General features: G+C 42.1%; 18 protein-coding genes and 1 pseudogene. 4 read left to right on the forward strand and 15 right to left on the reverse strand.

Annotated features, from left to right (window positions below):
* Nucleotides 1-106 precede the first annotated feature (106 nt).
* From fliI to fliF, 4 genes are read right to left on the reverse strand one after another with little or no spacing between them, the layout of a single operon-like run.
* Nucleotides 107-1,471: a flagellar protein export ATPase FliI gene (gene fliI, locus Xsze_RS13035; RefSeq protein WP_038241482.1), complete on the reverse strand. Its 1,365-nt coding sequence runs from the start codon at nucleotides 1,469-1,471 to the stop codon at nucleotides 107-109.
* Nucleotides 1,471-2,175, reverse strand: coding sequence for a flagellar assembly protein FliH (fliH, locus tag Xsze_RS13040; RefSeq protein ID WP_038241484.1), 705 nt, complete (start codon nucleotides 2,173-2,175; stop codon nucleotides 1,471-1,473). The genes fliI and fliH overlap by 1 nt, the downstream gene beginning before the upstream one ends.
* Nucleotides 2,168-3,160, reverse strand: coding sequence for a flagellar motor switch protein FliG (gene fliG, locus Xsze_RS13045; RefSeq protein ID WP_038241486.1), 993 nt, complete (start codon nucleotides 3,158-3,160; stop codon nucleotides 2,168-2,170). The genes fliH and fliG overlap by 8 nt, the downstream gene beginning before the upstream one ends.
* Complete coding sequence (fliF, locus tag Xsze_RS13050) at nucleotides 3,160-4,872, reverse strand: flagellar basal-body MS-ring/collar protein FliF (protein ID WP_038241488.1); 1,713 nt, start codon at nucleotides 4,870-4,872, stop codon at nucleotides 3,160-3,162. Before fliF ends, fliG begins: the two co-directional genes overlap by 1 nt.
* A 284-nt stretch (nucleotides 4,873-5,156) precedes the next feature.
* Here fliF and fliE point away from each other — a divergent pair, with 284 nt between their 5' ends.
* On the forward strand, nucleotides 5,157-5,468 hold the full coding sequence (fliE, locus tag Xsze_RS13055; protein ID WP_038241489.1) for a flagellar hook-basal body complex protein FliE: 312 nt from the start codon (nucleotides 5,157-5,159) through the stop codon (nucleotides 5,466-5,468).
* A 443-nt stretch (nucleotides 5,469-5,911) separates the two neighbouring features.
* On the opposite strand, the gene Xsze_RS13060 is transcribed toward fliE, so the two are convergent.
* The 11 genes and pseudogenes from Xsze_RS13060 to fliD form a co-directional block, all read right to left on the reverse strand.
* On the reverse strand, nucleotides 5,912-6,580 hold the full coding sequence (locus Xsze_RS13060) for a glycoside hydrolase family 18 protein (RefSeq protein ID WP_141557208.1): 669 nt from the start codon (nucleotides 6,578-6,580) through the stop codon (nucleotides 5,912-5,914).
* A gap of 223 nt (nucleotides 6,581-6,803) precedes the next feature.
* Nucleotides 6,804-7,775 (reverse strand): hypothetical protein, encoded by a 972-nt coding sequence (locus Xsze_RS13065; RefSeq protein WP_038241493.1) that lies wholly within the window; start codon nucleotides 7,773-7,775, stop codon nucleotides 6,804-6,806.
* A 290-nt stretch (nucleotides 7,776-8,065) separates the two neighbouring features.
* Nucleotides 8,066-8,470: a hypothetical protein gene (locus tag Xsze_RS13070; protein WP_038241494.1), complete on the reverse strand. Its 405-nt coding sequence runs from the start codon at nucleotides 8,468-8,470 to the stop codon at nucleotides 8,066-8,068.
* A 49-nt stretch (nucleotides 8,471-8,519) separates the two neighbouring features.
* Complete coding sequence (locus Xsze_RS13075; RefSeq protein ID WP_038241496.1) at nucleotides 8,520-8,876, reverse strand: hypothetical protein; 357 nt, start codon at nucleotides 8,874-8,876, stop codon at nucleotides 8,520-8,522.
* Nucleotides 8,873-9,915, reverse strand: a pseudogene (locus tag Xsze_RS13080) (IS630 family transposase). Before Xsze_RS13080 ends, Xsze_RS13075 begins: the two are co-directional and overlap by 4 nt.
* A gap of 83 nt (nucleotides 9,916-9,998) precedes the next feature.
* Nucleotides 9,999-10,598, reverse strand: a complete 600-nt coding sequence (locus Xsze_RS13085; RefSeq protein ID WP_141557207.1) for a hypothetical protein — start codon at nucleotides 10,596-10,598, stop codon at nucleotides 9,999-10,001.
* A gap of 163 nt (nucleotides 10,599-10,761) precedes the next feature.
* Nucleotides 10,762-11,007: a hypothetical protein gene (locus Xsze_RS13090; RefSeq protein WP_038241505.1), complete on the reverse strand. Its 246-nt coding sequence runs from the start codon at nucleotides 11,005-11,007 to the stop codon at nucleotides 10,762-10,764.
* Between the two features lie 484 nt (nucleotides 11,008-11,491).
* Nucleotides 11,492-11,920, reverse strand: a complete 429-nt coding sequence (locus Xsze_RS22405) for a hypothetical protein (protein WP_071991841.1) — start codon at nucleotides 11,918-11,920, stop codon at nucleotides 11,492-11,494.
* Nucleotides 11,921-12,193: 273 nt separating this feature from the next.
* Nucleotides 12,194-12,568 (reverse strand): flagella biosynthesis regulatory protein FliT, encoded by a 375-nt coding sequence (gene fliT, locus Xsze_RS13100; protein WP_038241507.1) that lies wholly within the window; start codon nucleotides 12,566-12,568, stop codon nucleotides 12,194-12,196.
* Nucleotides 12,568-12,978, reverse strand: a complete 411-nt coding sequence (gene fliS / locus Xsze_RS13105) for a flagellar export chaperone FliS (RefSeq protein ID WP_038241509.1) — start codon at nucleotides 12,976-12,978, stop codon at nucleotides 12,568-12,570. The genes fliT and fliS overlap by 1 nt, the downstream gene beginning before the upstream one ends.
* A 12-nt stretch (nucleotides 12,979-12,990) precedes the next feature.
* Entirely contained in the window at nucleotides 12,991-14,466 is a 1,476-nt protein-coding gene (fliD, locus tag Xsze_RS13110) for a flagellar filament capping protein FliD (protein ID WP_038241511.1), read from the reverse strand.
* 277 nt (nucleotides 14,467-14,743) lie between these two features.
* Here fliD and Xsze_RS13115 point away from each other — a divergent pair, with 277 nt between their 5' ends.
* From Xsze_RS13115 to fliZ, 3 genes are all read left to right on the forward strand, one after another.
* Nucleotides 14,744-15,718, forward strand: coding sequence for a flagellin N-terminal helical domain-containing protein (locus tag Xsze_RS13115; protein WP_038241512.1), 975 nt, complete (start codon nucleotides 14,744-14,746; stop codon nucleotides 15,716-15,718).
* Between the two features lie 263 nt (nucleotides 15,719-15,981).
* The gene (locus tag Xsze_RS13120) at nucleotides 15,982-16,704 is read left to right on the forward strand and encodes an RNA polymerase sigma factor FliA (protein WP_038241701.1); all 723 of its coding nucleotides are present in this window, start codon (nucleotides 15,982-15,984) and stop codon (nucleotides 16,702-16,704) included.
* A gap of 51 nt (nucleotides 16,705-16,755) precedes the next feature.
* On the forward strand, nucleotides 16,756-17,268 hold the full coding sequence (fliZ, locus tag Xsze_RS13125; protein WP_038241513.1) for a flagella biosynthesis regulatory protein FliZ: 513 nt from the start codon (nucleotides 16,756-16,758) through the stop codon (nucleotides 17,266-17,268).
* Nucleotides 17,269-17,427: the final 159 nt, after the last annotated feature.

Here is a 17,427-nt window from a genome sequence, read left to right on the forward strand (position 1 = left end):
ACATAGGCGTTACTGAATGACATCAATAAAGTTATATCGGCACTGAACCGGTAAACGTTATACTCTCAGCAAAATATTCTGCGGCTAAATGGCTATCCGTAAGATATTATGTTGGCAAAAGTTGCTGGAGATCGGCACTGGCGGCATCGTATTCACTGCGTTCATCAATGCCTTGTTGCAGGAATTGCGCGATATGGGGATAAAGCTCAATTGCTCTGTCCAATAATGGATCGCTGCCTGCCGAATAGGCGCCAACGTTGATCAAATCCCGGTTACGCTGATAGCTTGAAAGCAGTTGTTTGAAATGCTGCACCCGTCGATAATGGGTGTTGTCTATCAATGAAGTCATGGCTCGGCTGATAGAAGCTTCAATATCAATGGCGGGATAATGACCGGATTCGGCCAGTGAACGCGAGAGGACGATGTGCCCATCCAAAATGGCTCGGGCTGAGTCAGCGATAGGATCTTGCTGGTCATCACCTTCTGTCAGCACGGTATAGAAGGCAGTGATTGAACCGCCATCGCTGACGCCATTACCGGCCCTCTCGACCAGTGCCGGCAGTTTGGCAAATACCGAAGGAGGGTAACCCTTGGTTGCCGGTGGTTCACCGATAGCCAGAGCGATTTCACGTTGCGCCATGCTGTAACGGGTCAGGGAATCCATGATTAGCAAAACGTGTTTGCCCCGATCACGGAAATCCTCAGCGATACGCGTTGCATAAGAAGCCCCCTGCATCCGCAGTAACGGTGAAATATCAGCAGGTGCGGCGACGACAACAGAACGTGACAGTCCTTCTGTCCCCAGGATGTTTTCGATAAAATCTTTAACTTCCCGGCCTCGTTCACCTATCAGCCCTACAACGATCACATCGGCTTGGGTATAACGGGCCATCATGCCAAGCAGCACACTCTTGCCGACACCAGAACCGGCAAACAGCCCCATGCGTTGCCCACGGCCTACCGTCAGGAGGGCGTTGATGGCCCGAACTCCCACATCCAGTACTTTGCTGATTGGTGTTCGTTGCAGGGGGTTGATTGGTGTGGTCATCAGGGGTGCCCGGTAACCGGTGTCGGGTGCGGGCAGGCCATCCAGCGGACGGCCTGCGCCGTCCAGAACCCTGCCAAGTAATTCAGGCCCTAAAGGCAGACGACGCCCGCCTCCAGAATCTTCGCCATAAGAGCGCGCATAGACACGGGCTCCCGGTATGATCCCTTCCAATTCTTCCAATGGCATCAGCAAGAGTTTTTCACCATTGAAGCCAACAACTTCACTTTCAACTTCTTCAACGGCTTTGCCGTTTTGGCGTTCGATCAAACAGGTTGCACCAAGGGGCATATTTAACCCCGTGGCTTCCAGTACTAACCCTGTGGCACGGGTCAAGCGTCCATAGCGACGTACCTTGGGTGTCTTTTCCAAACGCTTTTCCAGTGAATCCAAAGTTGCCAGCCAGCGCCCAAGTCTTGCCGTCATCACAATTCTCCTGATGCTGCCAGCCGGCACATTTCGTGCCAGCGTGTGGCTAAACTGGCATCCAGATCACCTTCATCGGAGCTGATTTTACAACCACCCGGATGCAATTTATTATCTGCAATCAGACGCCAGCCATGCAAAGATAAAATCTCGCCAAGTTGTTGTTCTAACAGAGGTATATTGTCTGGGTGAACGCGCAGCAATGGTTTTCCGCTGAGCATGGGGTCTTGCTGGATAAAATCACGAATCTGATTCAGCAGGGCAGTGCCATCACACACTGCGGGTTGCCCTAAAATATGATGAGCTGCCGTCAGCGAAAGTTGCATCAGGCGGGACGCGATAATCGTATCCAGCCCCTCCAATGAATGGCTAAAATCTGTCAGAAGTGCCTTCCATTGATTGATGACAACTTGTTGTTGTTGCTGTGATTCAAGTAACCCCTGTTCCAGTCCGGCCTGTTGGCCTTCCCGGAATCCTTGTTCATGGCCCTGAGCCCGGCCTTCAGAAAGGCCTTGCTCATGCCCGGCCTGACGCGCTTGTTCTTTCAGCGCGTCCAACATTTTTGCTTGCTCCAGTAATCGGTCTTGTTCGCAGATTTCCGGGAGCTCTTCCGTTGATTCCGGTTTTTCCTGCAACATTTCCCACTGGGTCAGTTCAATGGGTTGCCACGGCTGCCAGTTTCTATCCTTAGACTTATCAGACATAGGTATCGTCGCCACCATTCAGGATCATTTCGCCACTTTCTGCCAGACGACGAACCACAAGCAAGATGGCCTTTTGCTCTGCTTCCACTTGAGACATACGAACAGGACCACGGGTTGCCAAATCGTCGCGCATGATTTCAGCAGCACGTTGAGACATATTGTTGAGGAAGTGATCGCGCAATGCTTGATCGCAACCTTTCAATGCAATGAGCAGCGAGTCGGTTGTGATTTCCTGCAACAGACGCTGGATACTGCGATCGTCCACACCAATAAGGTTCTCGAACAGGAACATTTCATCAATGATTTTCTGTGCCAGTTCACCATCGTAGCCACGAACGGCATCAATGACACTTTCTTCCTGCTGACTTTTCATCAGGTTAATAATTTCTGCCGCAGTACGTACACCGCCCATTTTACTGCGTTTCAGATTCTGGCCATCAAGCAAGTTATTCAGTACTTCTGTCAGTTCTGCCAATGCTGCCGGCTGTACACCACCAAACGTTGCGATACGCAGCATGACATCATTGCGCAGACGCTCTTCAAGCAAGGCAAGAATATCGGCAGCCTGACCCCGGTTCAGGTGGACCAGAATGGTAGCAATGATTTGCGGATGTTCATCGCGGATCATATCTGTTGCCATTTGTGGTTCCATAAAGTTGAGGGTTTCGATGCCCGTTGTGGTATCACGGGATTCAAGGATATCCTCGAGCAGGCTGGAAGCACGTTCCTCACCCAGTGCTTTTATCAACACACTGCGCAGATAGTCATTGGCGTTGATGCTAAGGGCAGCATACTGCCCCGCATCCTCTTCAAAATCTGCCAGAACTTCAACCAGTTGCTGGTTAGAGACTTGTCGCATCCCTGCCATCGCTACACTGAGCTGCTGTACTTCCCGGGAATTCAGGTGCTTGAACACCTCGGCCGCCTGATCTTCTCCCAGGGTCATTAACATGACGGCACTTTTTTCTGTTCCGGTCAGGTTCATTATTCGTTACTCATCCATTGACGGATCACCAGCGCGACGACGCGAGGATCTTTTTCTGCAAGTTCACGGATACGCTGGCTTTGAAGCTCTGCATTAACACGTTGGCGAGCCAGCTTACGGCGCATTTTTTCATCCATTTCAGCACTGGATTCAGTTTGTTGAGATTGCGGGTTCTTCTGGGAATCCAGAACAGTTTTTTCTGCGGCACGTTTTTTGGTGATTTGCGGCACCATAACTTTACGCCACAGCAGCCATGCAACCAGTATCAACAATAACCAACGACCGGCATCCAACACTTTTTCCAGCAGGACAGGATGTTGCCACAAAGGCAGGGTTTCTATCACATCGGAAGTGTCATTGAACGGAGTATTGACCACGTTCAGACTATCACCACGCTCGGCAGAGAAACCCATTGCTTCGCGGGTCAAAGCTTCGATCTGTGATAATTGCTCTGGTGTTAGCGCTTTGTTTTCCGGGCCATTTTCGCCCTGAACGTTAGCGTAGTTGACGACAACCGCAACGGAAAGACGTTCCACTGCGCCGGCCTGTAACTGCGTATGGCGAATGGTACGATCCACTTCATAGTTGGTGGTTTCGTCATGACGATTATTACGGTTGTTGCTCATCATGCGCTCATAGCTATTATTGTTGTTGTTGCTATTCGCGTTGTTGCGGTTTTGCTCTGATTTTCCGTCGCCATTGCCTTTGGCATTGGGCTTCTCAATCGGTGCGCTGGGTGCGGCACTTGGCTGATTAGACAATGCGCCTGGCACACCTCCCACCAATGGCCCACCGCTTTGTTCACTGGAACTGGTTTGTTTAGAGCGAACAGCAGCCTGATTAGGTGGCTGGTTAGGCTTATACTCTTCTGCCGTTTCTTCACGGCGCGAGAAATCAATTTGTGCCGTTACCTGGGCGTGTACATTGTCACGACCGACAACCGGAGCAAGAATGGTTTCAATGCGGTGCTGGAACCGGTTTTCCACTTCCTGAGTATATTTCAACTGAGTTGTGTTCAAATCACGGCCAGTTGCATCCGCTTGTGTCAGCAGGCGACCCGATTGATCCACAATCGTGACATTCCCTGCCGGCAAGCCAGCAACACTGCTTGAAACCATATGCACGATGGCATTGATTTGCCCTTCATCCAGAACCCGGCCTTGCAGCAATCCGACGGTGACAGACGCTGACGGTGCTTTCTGTTCACGCACGAACAGAGAAGGTTTTGGCAGGGCCAAATGAACACGGGCACTTTGAACTGGGCCGAGTGACTCAATGGTACGAGCCAATTCACCTTCCAGTGCGCGCTGGTAATTTACCTGCTCGCTGAACTGGCTGATGCCGAATTTCTCTTTATCCAAAAGTTCGAAACCTGCGGCTCCCCCTTTAGGCAGTCCTTGTTGTGCCAGTTTCAGGCGAGTCTCATGTACCTTGTCGGCAGGTATCATGAGCGCGGCCCCATTTTCGGCAAAACGGTAAGGGACATTCATTTGGGTTAACTGCGTAACGATTTCTCCGCCATCCTTATCACTCAGGTTGCTGTATAGCACCCGATAATCGGGACTGCGCAACCAAAGGAACAGGGCAACAATGATAGCGATGGCAGCAGAGCCAGCAACTAATAACGGAACTTTTGGATCAGCTTTTATCCTACTGATAATAGCGCTGAAACCTTTGTTTTGGTTTTCAGCGTCGGTTATTGCTGCACTCATAGACGATCCTTGCCTTGCTGGTCAACATGAATACTAAAAGCGTGGCGTAACAAAACAGACTCCCCATACGCAAGCGAAAAGATTCTTCCTATTATTAATTCCATCATTATTCGCTGTTCACACCCCTTTTAATGGCACAATAAGCTTTGAATTTTTACTTCAATTACCGGCTTTAGTTTAGATGGGCTATGTTACGGTGGCTGCGTGAATGCACTGCCAACCAGCCCACGGCTAATATGGCATTTAATCACATAATCAATAGGTTGATTTAACACGAGGTTTCTATGTCAATTCAGGCAATTGAAGGCGTACTGCAACAAATGCAGTCTCAGGCACTACAAGCAGCAAATATTGCTAAACCCATGCCTGTACAGGGAGGGTTTGCCAGCCAGCTGACCGCAGCAGTGAGTAAAATAAACCAGACTCGCGTGAATGCAACTAAGCAAGCACAGGATTTCACACTGGGAGTACCCAATGTGGAGCTCAATGATGTTATGGTCAATATGCAAAAATCGAGTATTTCGCTGCAAATGGGGATTCAGGTCAGAAATAAACTGGTCAGTGCTTATCATGAAATCATGAATATGCAGGTTTAATGGGGTAATTATTTGATAAATAATATATTACATTGTTGAGCCAATTAATTGGGGCACATATGGGGCAGTAGCGGGTTTTTCATTCAACAGCTTTACTTGGTCATTGCTATTTTCCATCATCCATGTCCGTACATGTTGTAAACCATTTGAGATGATACATGCCCCATTTGTGTCTCAATATAATGAGGGATTGGCTCCGGCAGATAACATCCTGCAAGCATAGGTATACCATATTTGATATGATTTTCTAGCCTGACACCTGACCTCTTTATCAACGCCTTCTGGATTTGCCCGAATCCCCCAAGTGAGCAGAATTGTGTTTTTAATCCATGGAGAGCCGTGCCTGAAATCTTCCCTTTACCAGCTCGGATGACTCAAGGACAGCCCGACTGGAGAAAGGTGTTGAATGATGTGGCCCACTCAAATATTAAATTAAGTGGGCTTTATTTAAAAAATGATGATTTATATATAACCGAAGCACCATCACCATCCCTTGCTTTAATTATTTCACTATAATAATTTTCTGCCTGTTCCGTGGAAAGAAAAGAGTTCGGGGCCCAAATCATAACTCCTGCATAAGCGTTGCTGATTACTGAATCACAGATGCTTCTTACATTTGATAATGCAGTAAATTGTGGAGAAATCCCTAGTAAAAGCGCCGATTTATCCATACCATACTGTACGTATTGATCAAGTAAAGATACATCACCCATATAGGTCATTTCATACCCTTCAGTCAGCAGTGAGGCTACGTTAGTTCCACCTGAAAAATATATGGAATCAGACCATAAAGCTTTAGTTAATTTTTTGCCTTCAAATTTACTATTGCCATGAATTGATTGCAAAACCCAGTAAAATGACTGCGTATTTCCTTCCTGCATAGAATATTCATCATCGATATTGATACCATCAAGACCAAAATTGTTTATGTCATCAACCATTTTTTCAGCCAAAGTTATGCAGGCTGCTTGACTCATATTGGCGGACCAGCCTGCGCTCTGGTGATTACCAAAAAATGAGAGTTGCACCCTGATGCCTTGTTTCTGAAGAGTACGTACAGAATCCAGATTATTTTCTAGAATATTTCTCATTTCATGGTTATAAAACAGCACGGGATCTTCTGGGTCGTCACCGTTAATATTTGCTGCATAACAGCACAATATCAGAGAAGAATGGCTTCCCTGTAGAACGGATGATAAATTTACCTACATTCTGAAAATCAGTAACGCTGGGGTATTTAAGAATACAACATAGGATTGATCAATTAACTTTCTCACAGTGCCTTCTTGTACGATGATAATCAACCTCTAATTCAGGGCCTGAGTATTCTCTTAGTTATAAATCGGATGTCATAATTTGGTTGAACCAGTAGTTACTATATGTTTTCTTTTGAGTAACTGGGTCAATGGTATAATATTCAAAGTAAATTTTTCCTGCTCCACCTTGCTGATAGCCTCTGACATCATTGAGCTCAGGCGCATTAATTTTAATCGCAATCGTGGCTAATTTCCCTTGTGGGCTATCCGGAGTATGGATTGGGTTTATTTTAAATATTCGATTGAAGTTCTTATTCCTTGATTTGACGTACATTCTTAAATATATTTCTTTTCCCCAAAGAGGATAAGAGGGATCACTTTCATCATTGATGCACATAATTTTTGCACATAATTGATACCCGCTGACAGCAGCATTGGATACATCCAATTGGGTAATGTACTCATTGTTCGGTTTTTCTTCATCACCAGAGTGTTCAAGTTTAGGATCACTGTTAAGGTCAGCAAGACTTGAGAAAATCGTTGGTATATTCCAAGTTCTTTCAACGTTGGGATTAGGTGAGGTGAGTTCACCCCCGATAAATTTAACACTTTGGGCCTCTGAGTACAGAGCATTACCCAATTCCGGCGCTATGATGTAATATAACACTGAGTTTTTTTCATTTGGAAAAATATCTCTTCGCATTGAAAATGAATAATCATAATCCGCTGAATCATCTGCACCTATAACATCGGAAATTTTTTTAACGGGGAGTATTAGCCCGGTAGGATCAAGAGTGCCATCTGAATTTTTTTTATTAAAAAATAAAACATGGTCTGTTTTTGAAGCGTAATTATAAGAATTTATTTGTGCGTCAAAAGACTTACGACCATCACCTTCTAGTGAATCACCATACAGTTCTGATATATTGGGTGGATCTAATAAGTTTTTACTGTTCGGAGGGAGAACGGCAAGCATGTATATAGAACCAGAATGGTATTCAGCAACACCGTCTACTTTGCTTATGATATCGACGATAGCAGGTGTATCCATGATGGGATAAACGCGAAATTTTATATTGCCATTTTTATCACTATTGATAGTGAGTTCAATGTTATTACCATTGGTTATGGGCGTTAAGATTTGAGGTTGCTGAGTTGCATTGTCAGGATCAGTGGTGATGATGATATTCTTTTCAATATCTTCTTTGTTTTTAGATGAAATTTTTACAGGAGTGTGTTTGAGTAATTGACCATTGGTATCAAATAAAGTAGTTACATATTGAATGTAATGATCATTCTTATTATCTATATTATTATGGTTTGGGGTGACACAAATACTTTTTATTTTATTTTATTGAATTGAATTGAATTGAATTGAATTGAATTGAATTGAATTGAACTTTTGACTAAGTTTTTTGCGTAATAACTTATTTCCTTCTCAATACCTGTGAGAGTAAAACTGATTTTATCACCTGAATTTAATGAATCCGCACCATTAACAATGCATAGCAGTCTCATATTATAGGATTTATTATCCACTTGAGTATTGATGTGTTTGATAATTTTTATATGTTCAAAACCAATGCTATCTTTTATTTTCACATTAAATGATTCAGGAAGCGCTATTTGGGGTGTTAATGTTATATCGAGATAAAACTGATGACCAATAGAAACATCAGCCCCATTTTTAACGGACAGGTTCAAATTTTTCTCTGTGAAAATTATATTGGGATCATTATCTGACATATTTTACCTCAGCAATAATTTATTATGGTGTAATTTTTATAAAATAAAATCACCATATTCCTGACCAGGTTACTCCATCCGGGCAAGCATCTCCGGCTTCTTCTCCACCGGGCAATATGGTATGCACATAAGCATGCCAGATATTGCCATAATAAATGTCACCATAATAATTTACTTCGTAGTCAAAATAAATATCGCCATTGACTATGTGGCCGATATATTTAAAAGGAATGCCGAAAATCAGTGTTGCATTATTACCATTGGAGGATTGAGTTGGCATTAATTTTGATTTTGATTCATAAACAGTATATTGATAATCATGGGTATATAGTTTTAATGTAACCATCGCCCCGAAGGGCACTTTTGTTTTATCTTGATAATCATTTGTACCTAAATAAATTTTCATAATTGTGATACACCCATTTTTCTCACCCTTGGTTTTTGCTGTTGTAAGGAAGCTGTTTCCATGAAGATTTTGACATGGTTAAGCAACTGCCACATAAATTGGCAGCAGGGGTTTCGTGTCACGGTTTCATGCAAGGATTGCCATAGACGTTCAATTTTATTCAACCACGGGGAATAGGACGGTAAAAAGAGAAGATTAAATTTGGGATTTTTTGCCAGCCAAACCATGACCTTCCGGCTCTTATGAATGCAATAATTATCTAAAATTAGCGTGATTGTTTTGGCACTAACATATTTATTGTTAATTTCATCTAACAATTGGATAAATAAATCTGAGTTTTTTCTCAAGCTACCGACATAGGTTATTTCTTTCGTTTTCGCGTTGAGGCAATCGGCAAGGTAGTGTTTTGGGTTCTTTCCGGGGGTAACAACACGCTTTTGCTGCCCTTTGAAGCACCAGTCTGCCCCGATTTTCGGGTTAAGGTTGATGTCCACCTCATCCTCATATAAGACAGGATGTTTCTCTGAGGCATTGGATAACGCCTCGCTGATTTTTGCCATTTTTTCATCATACTCAGGGTCAGGCAATTTTACGGTTGGCGCAGCCCTTCGCCAAACGATGCCCGACCGGCAAAAGTAGCGATAGAGTGTACTTTGAGAGAGCGATATATTCATTATTCCATTGATTTTAAATGTAATAAGCTCAAGACTCCATCGTGAGCGGAGATAGCAAAAATGTTGTGGCGAGTGCTGTAATAAGAAAGAAATGACGGCAAAAAGTGGGGCTAAGTTCCCGATGGCAGGCCTTCCCACAGGGAGGCTTTTCAGTCCTTCCAACCCATATAATGTTAACCAATTTACCCAACGATTAACTGAAGAACGTGAACAGTGAAGCGTTCTGGAAACATGAGAAACCGTACTCCCTTCATGTCACATCAAGAGCGCGGTGAGGCGACGTGCATAGTCCTTATCCCGGTTTTCTGGATAGTTTTTTTCATCTGACGTCGTTCATTTCGGGGTATTGATGTTATGATTGGCATGACTCAGTCCATTTTGGGATTTGTTTTGATTTGGCGATTAATCAGATCGCGAAAATCGGACTGAGTTCCCTTCAAGTGATCTACTATTTTGAAATCTTATTTATATCCCCGACAGCATAATCGATGAGTACCGGACGCCCCCGGTTTTCCTCTACCCAGTCGTTAGGGATATCGAAGACCATTCTCTGTAAATTATTCACAACGATGTAATCCGGTTGATACATCGTTTTGCCTATCAGACGGACCTCTACCGTTTGTTCCGCTGTCATTCCCGGATAGCTCACGATAACTTTAATGGAACCATCGCCATAATTATATTCAAGGGTGGGAGCCGGTAAATCAAGAGATTGCCCTTCAATACTAAGATGAAAGACTCCTGAAAATTCGACAATATTATTCTCTGCTCTTTCCACCGAGAACAGGACTTTTACCGTATCGCCGATGTTGTCAATAAACTCCATGCGGGGAATATGAAACGTCATGGGGGCAGCAGTGTTGACGGTTTGAGGGGCGGTTTTATATACAATATCTTTACGGCGCCCTTTCCACAGTACACGCACAATATGCCCGGGAGCCATATTGTCATAAACAGGAACACTGATGGTTAACTGATCTAACCGATAATAGTCATCTTCTGTCAATAATGTACCTTGGTTGCCTGTGGCATCAGGAACACTGGGCATGTAATTCGATAAGCTCGATGCGTTTTTGGAGATAATATTGACATTCACTGTGGGTGAACTTTGACTATTTCCGTAGCTGGTTATTGTATATTGCGCCTGATAAGAGCCATACAAAGAAAAGAGGTTTAAGTCAAAGAGCAAGTAATAGGGAGACTCGTGTGTTTTATCCGGTGTGATGACATAGGGTATTGAACTTATGACCCCCAGCTTGGTTACTGGATGAACAATCGCCGTTTAAGTAAAGTTGACCAACAATTTTATCGCCAGTTTGCTCATCACGGTAATTTGGGACGGCCATTAATAAGTATTGAACTCCCATGGCGCGAAGATCACTGACGATAATAGTATTATTTTTATCAGTTTGTGGAAATGTTGGTATGGCAAGTGCTATATTTTCTGAGATATTCATTTTATCCTCTTTTTTATTAAATTTTGGTTTTTTAATTTTATTTTTACATTGTGTTTCAATAAGGTGTGTGTTTTTTAAAAATGTAGTTTGTATAAAGTGTCTTTTTTATTTTATTAATTCAAATTTCTTTTTTTTATCAACCAATAATTAAATATCATCATCAAATGGGATGTTTTTTGTGCTTGATAATGAATAGAAATATTAATCAGAATAGATTGTTTTGGTTAATAATAACTGCGGTAATATTGCTGTGAAACGAAAGGGGATTCACAAATTCGTTGGAAGCGAATTTACCCAATCTAAGATTGGTATCCGGTGAAGAAACAGAAATCTTTCATTACCCCCAGAATCATAGGGAACTATGTTACTTGGGTGAATGCGTGCAGCTAACAACGGTGTCACATTGAAATGTATTGGATATCGATTTTTATGATTGAATCTTGAAAATCTTTCCTACCAATACATTTTCATGACTAATTTATCATCATTCAGAAGCAGAAAAAATCCACTTTTCAGGGGTAATTTCAAAATAAGAAGGCTCAGCGAGTGAACATTCTTCTGCTGAAATAATTGAAGTGGCAATAAAAATTAAAGGGGATTTTTGTTTATCAATAAAAGGTATCGATATTTCTGTCGTTTGGTTATATAGCTGTCCCCACTCAAAGAAGGTTATCGGTAACTCGTTTTTTTGTAACGGATATCTGGCGAGCAACGTCGATGTGATGTTGTCAGGATCAAGCTGTTTATTTTCTTGATCCTCGATAGTGTGTAGCAAGACTTTCTGTGCTACCCATGATTTTTCTGTAGCACAATAATCCAGAGCTTCTTCTATTGATTCAACGGAAGAAAACCCGAGCTGAGGCACTAATAACATAGAAATGATGATGGATACTTTTATATTTACTGTTAACATAATTTCCTTAATTTAAAAAATAATAAATGATGATTATATCTCCTATTTTTTTCTGTAATAATTCCCATTATCATTTAAGGGTTAATTTTTTGTTAAAAATTCATATATAAGCTCTCTTGATTGTTTGCAAATTATGAATAAAATAAAGTGCCAAAATAGATTAACCCAAAAAACGATGGTGACAAATTGACACCACCTAAAAATGAAAAAACAAGTGAATGACACCGTTAATCAGTGTAATTATAAATAAAATAATAGGTGTCGGTATTGTGTCTATTTTGGCTCTATTGTAGTCAACTCCATTTCGTAATCACTGGCAGGGAATTGCCCATAAGTATCGTGCAAGAGTTGTTTGCAGCTTTCCTGTTTTATCAGGTCACTGAGTTCATCTAACCGCTTTTGCAATAATCTCTTAGTTTCTTTTTCATTATCCAAGACAGTTTGCAAAATTTTGGTTAATTGCTGCTGTAATGGAATAGGGGCATCTGAATCTTCTGACATTAAGGTCACCAATTCGACTGATGTCAGATAAGTGATTTCCATATCAACAAGTTCATCCCACTTTCCACTTTTGGCTAAATCAATCATTTGCTCACTTAAACTAAGGATCTGCTGATAAGCTGACAAAAGATCCATATCATTTTTCATTAAACAATATCCTGACTGGCGTTGTAATGAGGACCTATTTGCCGCCAAGAGTCTGATATCTCGGTAAGTAAATCAATCACTTCGGTAATGGCCTTCTCATCATTGCGTAAATTAGCATGGAGTAGGCGGCGACTCATATAATCATATAAGGTAAAAAGATTCTGAGCAATTTCGCCGCCTTTTTCAAAATCTAATCCCTCTTTGAGACCATTATCAATGATATTGATTGCCTTTGAAATAGCTAAACCTTTTTCTGGAATATTGCCCTGTTGCATCAGAATGATTGAACGACGTAGGGCGCTAAGCGCCCCATTGAACAATATCTGAATCAACTGGTAGGGAGAGGCATTCATAATTTCGCTTTCAAGATCTACTTGAGCGTATAACTGGCTTGCCGAACGTTGATACATAATGTCCTTTTATTACCTTAAAAGCTGGAATAGGGATGAGCTGGTGTTATTTAGGGAGTTAACAAGTTTATCTAATTCTGTAAACTGGCGTTTGTAGCGCTCCATTGTGGCATCAATATTATCATTTGTTCTTTTAACTTGGCTTTCAATTGTTTTAAGACGTTTGTTAATGCCTTCGGTTGCGGTAGCAATAGTTCCTTCATGGCTATCCAGGGTTTTCTTCAACATATTGTATGTTTGGGTAGCAAAACCGGTTTTTTCTCCATCACCCATAAAGAATGCTTTCACATTAGCCGGTTTTTCTTTTAGATTCTTTTCGAGCTTTTCATTATTGATTTCGAGAGTGCCATCCAATTTCTGTTTGATACCTAATTTATTTAACGTCGCGATATCCGCAACATTTTGAGCAGCAAAAAGTTGGTGTCTGAGCTGGTTCTGGATGCCTCTTAATGTGCTATCTCCAAGCAAAACCCCATTGTCTTTTGAAGCAGCTTCACCTTTACCAACGGCTTTGAATTTGGTCAGTGAATTAAAAGTGGTTTGTAATTCATTATAAGTATCAACCCACTTTTTAATCGCTTCTTTCATTGGCTCGATATCACGGGAAACGACCAGAGTTTCGGTTTTTACCACTGTCTCGGTGCGTTCTTCTCCCTTATCATTCTTAGTAGTTTCAGTGACTTTTTCCGAAACTTTTTTCAGATTCAGGATAACACCTTCTGGTGCATCTTTTATCTCATTAGTCTGACGCTCGATTTCCACGCCATTGACAGTTAACTTAGCATTGGCGGCAGCAACTTTTTCCTGCATGGCATCAGCTGATGAAGCTCTGTCACCTTGTGGGGGGAATTCCAGCAAGGCATTCAGTTTATCATCACCTTCAACTTTGATTGTCATCATAGATTTTGTTCCTGCTTTTTTGGCGGTCAAAATCAGAAAATTTCTATCATCAGTTGCTTTGAGAATATTGGCACTAACGTTGCCTTCCTGCTTATTGATGGCATCACGAATCTCAATCAGATTGGTTTGATCATCAGACAGCGGAATTTTCATCTCCACTTTTTCACCCTTCTCATTCTTCTGTTCAATGATGATGGTACGGGTGTCATTTGTCGCAGGAATTGTGCCCAATTTTTCTTTTAAATTAGAAACAGCTCTGGTCTGCAAAGATTGAGACTTGGCGAGTTGCTTGACTTCAATCTCATAGTTACCCGGGCTGGCTTTGGAATCCGTGCTTGCGGTAAATGTTTTATGCTCTTCGGTTGTCTTGGTTGTAGTGAGCTTGTCGAACTTTTTCAGTTCTTCTGATGCTGATTGTAATTTTTCTAAGCTGCCCTTTAACGTACCAAAACCGGTCAGTTGCGATTTATAACTGCTTTGTTGCTGTGTTAATGGTTCTAAACGTTTTCTTTCTGCTGCCTGAAGTTTATCCAGCAAAGAACCCAAATCCATCCCGGACCCGGCCCCTAATGAGGAAATGCTAGCCATGTTGACTCCTTTATTAGTAAAGCATCACTGGACTTGTTATCGGAATAATTTGCGAAAAGTTTACTGATAAAATGTTTTTTTTGATGGCAGGAATAGTTGATGAGAACAGGCGCTGTTTGGGTTATCGGAGGAAAGAGAGAAAAAAATTAAAAAGTTTTTTCAAGAAATATTAAAGGTTCTTTTTTAAGGGCCGATAAAACTGTTGGCGGTGATGAACACCGTGAGCAAATCGGCTCAAACTAATTATATCGACTTGATTTTAAAAAGGAACTCTACTATGGCATCAGTAATCAATACCAACTACTCCGCTCTGCTGGCTCAGAACAACCTGACTAAATCTAAAGGTACTTTGGGTACTGCTATTGAGCGTCTGTCCTCTGGTTTACGTATTAACAGCGCGAAGGATGATGCTGCTGGTCAAGCGATTGCCAACCGTTTCACTGCTAACGTTAAAGGTCTGACTCAGGCTGCGCGTAACGCAAACGACGGTATCTCCATTGCTCAGACTACCGAAGGTTCTCTGAACGAAATTAATAGCAACCTGCAACGTATCCGTGAACTGAGTGTTCAGGCTGTAAACGGCACTAACTCTGACAGCGACCTGAAATCCATTCAGGAAGAAGTTACTCAACGTTTGAGCGAAATTGATCGTATTTCTGAACAAACTCAGTTTAATGGTGTAAAAGTATTAAGCCAAGATACTACTCTGAAAATTCAGGTTGGTGCGAATGATAATGAAACAATTAATGTCGATCTGAAAAAAATTGATAGAGGTACATTAGGCCTGAATGATTTTAGTGTTGAATTGCAAAAAAATGAGACGCAGAAACAGGCAGTAACAGACGCTGAAACTAAAGTAAAAACGTCTGAAAAGGCATTGGCAGATGAAAAAGATGCTGCTAAAAAACCTGCATTAGAAAAAACTCTTGAAGCAGATAAAAAAGCTCTGGAAACAGTAAAAGCTGCAGGAACAAAAACACAAGATCCATTGGCTAAATTAGACAAAGCTCTGTCAGACGTAGACAGCCTGCGCAGCTCCTTGGGTGCGGTTCAGAACCGTCTGGAATCCACTGTTAACAACCTGAACAACACTGTTAATAACCTGAGCGCTGCTCGTAGCCGTATCGAAGATGCTGACTACGCGGTTGAAGTTTCTAACATGAGCCGTGGCCAGATCCTGCAACAAGCTGGTACTTCTGTTCTGGCTCAGGCTAACCAGGTTCCACAAACCGTTCTGTCTCTGCTGCGTTAATTTTTACTTTCCAGCTGAGCAATTATGCGGGGTAATCCGCATAAACAACGCTTATAAAATAAGGATCGGCTTGCCGATCCTTATTTTTTAGCCTTTTAAGGCGATTGTCAGGGACAGCCTGAAACTTGCAATGCATTTGGGCGGACAACAAAAAATTTCGCATAGGTGAAAAAGAAGCGCTTTTACTTCATTGTTCAAACGATTGTACCGGTTAGGTGATTGGATAATGGTATCCAGTCTCTTATCCAAAGGTGTCTGTTGTTGTGAGCGATTTGTATACCGCCGAAGGCGTGATGGACAAAAATAGCCTCTGGAAGCGCTATGTACCACTAGTTCGCCATGAAGCTTTGAGGCTGCAGGTTAGATTGCCTGCCAGCGTAGAACTCGATGATTTGCTTCAGGCCGGTGGCATAGGCTTGCTGAATGCTGTGGAGCGGTTTGATTCCATGCAGGGAACCGCGTTTACCACTTATGCAGTACAGCGCATCAGAGGTGCAATGTTGGATGAGTTGAGGAGCCGTGATTGGGCTCCGCGCAGTGTGCGGCGTAACGCAAGGGAAGTCACGCAAACCATCCGTAAACTTGAGCAAGAGTTAGGCCGTCCAGCCAGTGAGCAGGAAGTTGCTAAAGAATTAAAGATTAATCTGATAGAATATCGGCAAATACTGTTAGACACGAATAACAGTCAACTGTTTTCTTATGATGAATGGCACGAAATTCACGGTGAAAATTGTGAACCTGTCGTTGAAGAGGAACATGAAACAAACCCTCTCCAACAACTGCTGGAAAGTGACCTTCGTCAGCGGGTTATCGATGTGATTGAGTCGTTGCCTGAACGAGAAAAGATGGTTCTGACGTTGTACTATCAGGAAGAACTGAATCTTAAAGAGATCGGCGCAGTGCTGAATGTCGGGGAATCCCGCGTTAGCCAGCTTCACAGTCAGGCGATAAAAAGACTGAAAGCACGCTTGAATCCAGAAAAGTAACTTTTTGCTTATTTGTTTTTTGTTAAGACTATACACAGGGCTTTATCTCTTATGTCTGTTACAACACAAAAGAAACGGCCTCTCAGCCGTTATATTAAGGACTATAAACATAGTCAGACTCATTGTTTGCATTGTCATAAAACACTTGACCGTATTTCATTGGTATTTAATGGTCAGGTCATCAATAAAGAAGCTATTTCTGAGATGACCGATTTAGTGGATGACAAAACCTGGAATGAGTTGCAGGGTAAATTTGTGGCATTATGCCGCTTCTGCAGTGAAATTTATTGCAATAGCCAGACTGATTATTTCGACATTATGTCATTTAAACAGTATCTGTTTGAACAAACGGAGATGAGCCACAGCACGGTGCGTGAATATGTGGTACGTCTGAGACGTTTGGATGAATTACTGACATCAAGTAATTACCCGACTAATGAGTTTACCCCTGAAAAAATTCAGGAAAAACTGAGTGAGAAATTATCTCAATCCGCTTTCAGCAATTACAATATTGCCCTGCGTAAATATGAGCAATATCTGAGCTGGCAACAGAGCGGCCATTAATCAGCTACGTCAGCCTAGACATTATTTGTTGGCTTGAAAAGATTCTAGAGGGAAATGCGATAGTCACGCACTTCCCTCTATATTTTTTGTTATTTTGGCGAATATATTTAAAATGGTTATATATTTATAATAAATTAATCTTTATTAACTCTTTTTGAC

The organism is Xenorhabdus szentirmaii DSM 16338 (assembly GCF_002632585.1).
In the GTDB taxonomy this organism is placed as follows: domain Bacteria; phylum Pseudomonadota; class Gammaproteobacteria; order Enterobacterales; family Enterobacteriaceae; genus Xenorhabdus; species Xenorhabdus szentirmaii.

Coding starts and splice junctions, on each gene's coding strand:
- fliD (WP_038241511.1), bottom strand. CDS start 14,466: ATGGCTAGCATTTCCTCATTAGGGGCCGGGTCCGGGATGGATTTGGGT.
- fliG (WP_038241486.1), bottom strand. CDS start 3,160: ATGAACCTGACCGGAACAGAAAAAAGTGCCGTCATGTTAATGACCCTG.
- fliZ (WP_038241513.1), top strand. CDS start 16,756: ATGTCTGTTACAACACAAAAGAAACGGCCTCTCAGCCGTTATATTAAG.
- fliE (WP_038241489.1), top strand. CDS start 5,157: ATGTCAATTCAGGCAATTGAAGGCGTACTGCAACAAATGCAGTCTCAG.
- Xsze_RS13085 (WP_141557207.1), bottom strand. CDS start 10,598: ATGCCCAGTGTTCCTGATGCCACAGGCAACCAAGGTACATTATTGACA.
- Xsze_RS22405 (WP_071991841.1), bottom strand. CDS start 11,920: ATGTTAACAGTAAATATAAAAGTATCCATCATCATTTCTATGTTATTA.
- fliS (WP_038241509.1), bottom strand. CDS start 12,978: ATGTATCAACGTTCGGCAAGCCAGTTATACGCTCAAGTAGATCTTGAA.
- fliH (WP_038241484.1), bottom strand. CDS start 2,175: ATGTCTGATAAGTCTAAGGATAGAAACTGGCAGCCGTGGCAACCCATT.
- fliF (WP_038241488.1), bottom strand. CDS start 4,872: ATGAGTGCAGCAATAACCGACGCTGAAAACCAAAACAAAGGTTTCAGC.
- fliT (WP_038241507.1), bottom strand. CDS start 12,568: ATGAAAAATGATATGGATCTTTTGTCAGCTTATCAGCAGATCCTTAGT.
- fliI (WP_038241482.1), bottom strand. CDS start 1,471: ATGACGGCAAGACTTGGGCGCTGGCTGGCAACTTTGGATTCACTGGAA.
- Xsze_RS13075 (WP_038241496.1), bottom strand. CDS start 8,876: ATGAAAATTTATTTAGGTACAAATGATTATCAAGATAAAACAAAAGTG.
- Xsze_RS13090 (WP_038241505.1), bottom strand. CDS start 11,007: ATGAATATCTCAGAAAATATAGCACTTGCCATACCAACATTTCCACAA.
- Xsze_RS13070 (WP_038241494.1), bottom strand. CDS start 8,470: ATGTCAGATAATGATCCCAATATAATTTTCACAGAGAAAAATTTGAAC.
- Xsze_RS13115 (WP_038241512.1), top strand. CDS start 14,744: ATGGCATCAGTAATCAATACCAACTACTCCGCTCTGCTGGCTCAGAAC.
- Xsze_RS13065 (WP_038241493.1), bottom strand. CDS start 7,775: ATGGATACACCTGCTATCGTCGATATCATAAGCAAAGTAGACGGTGTT.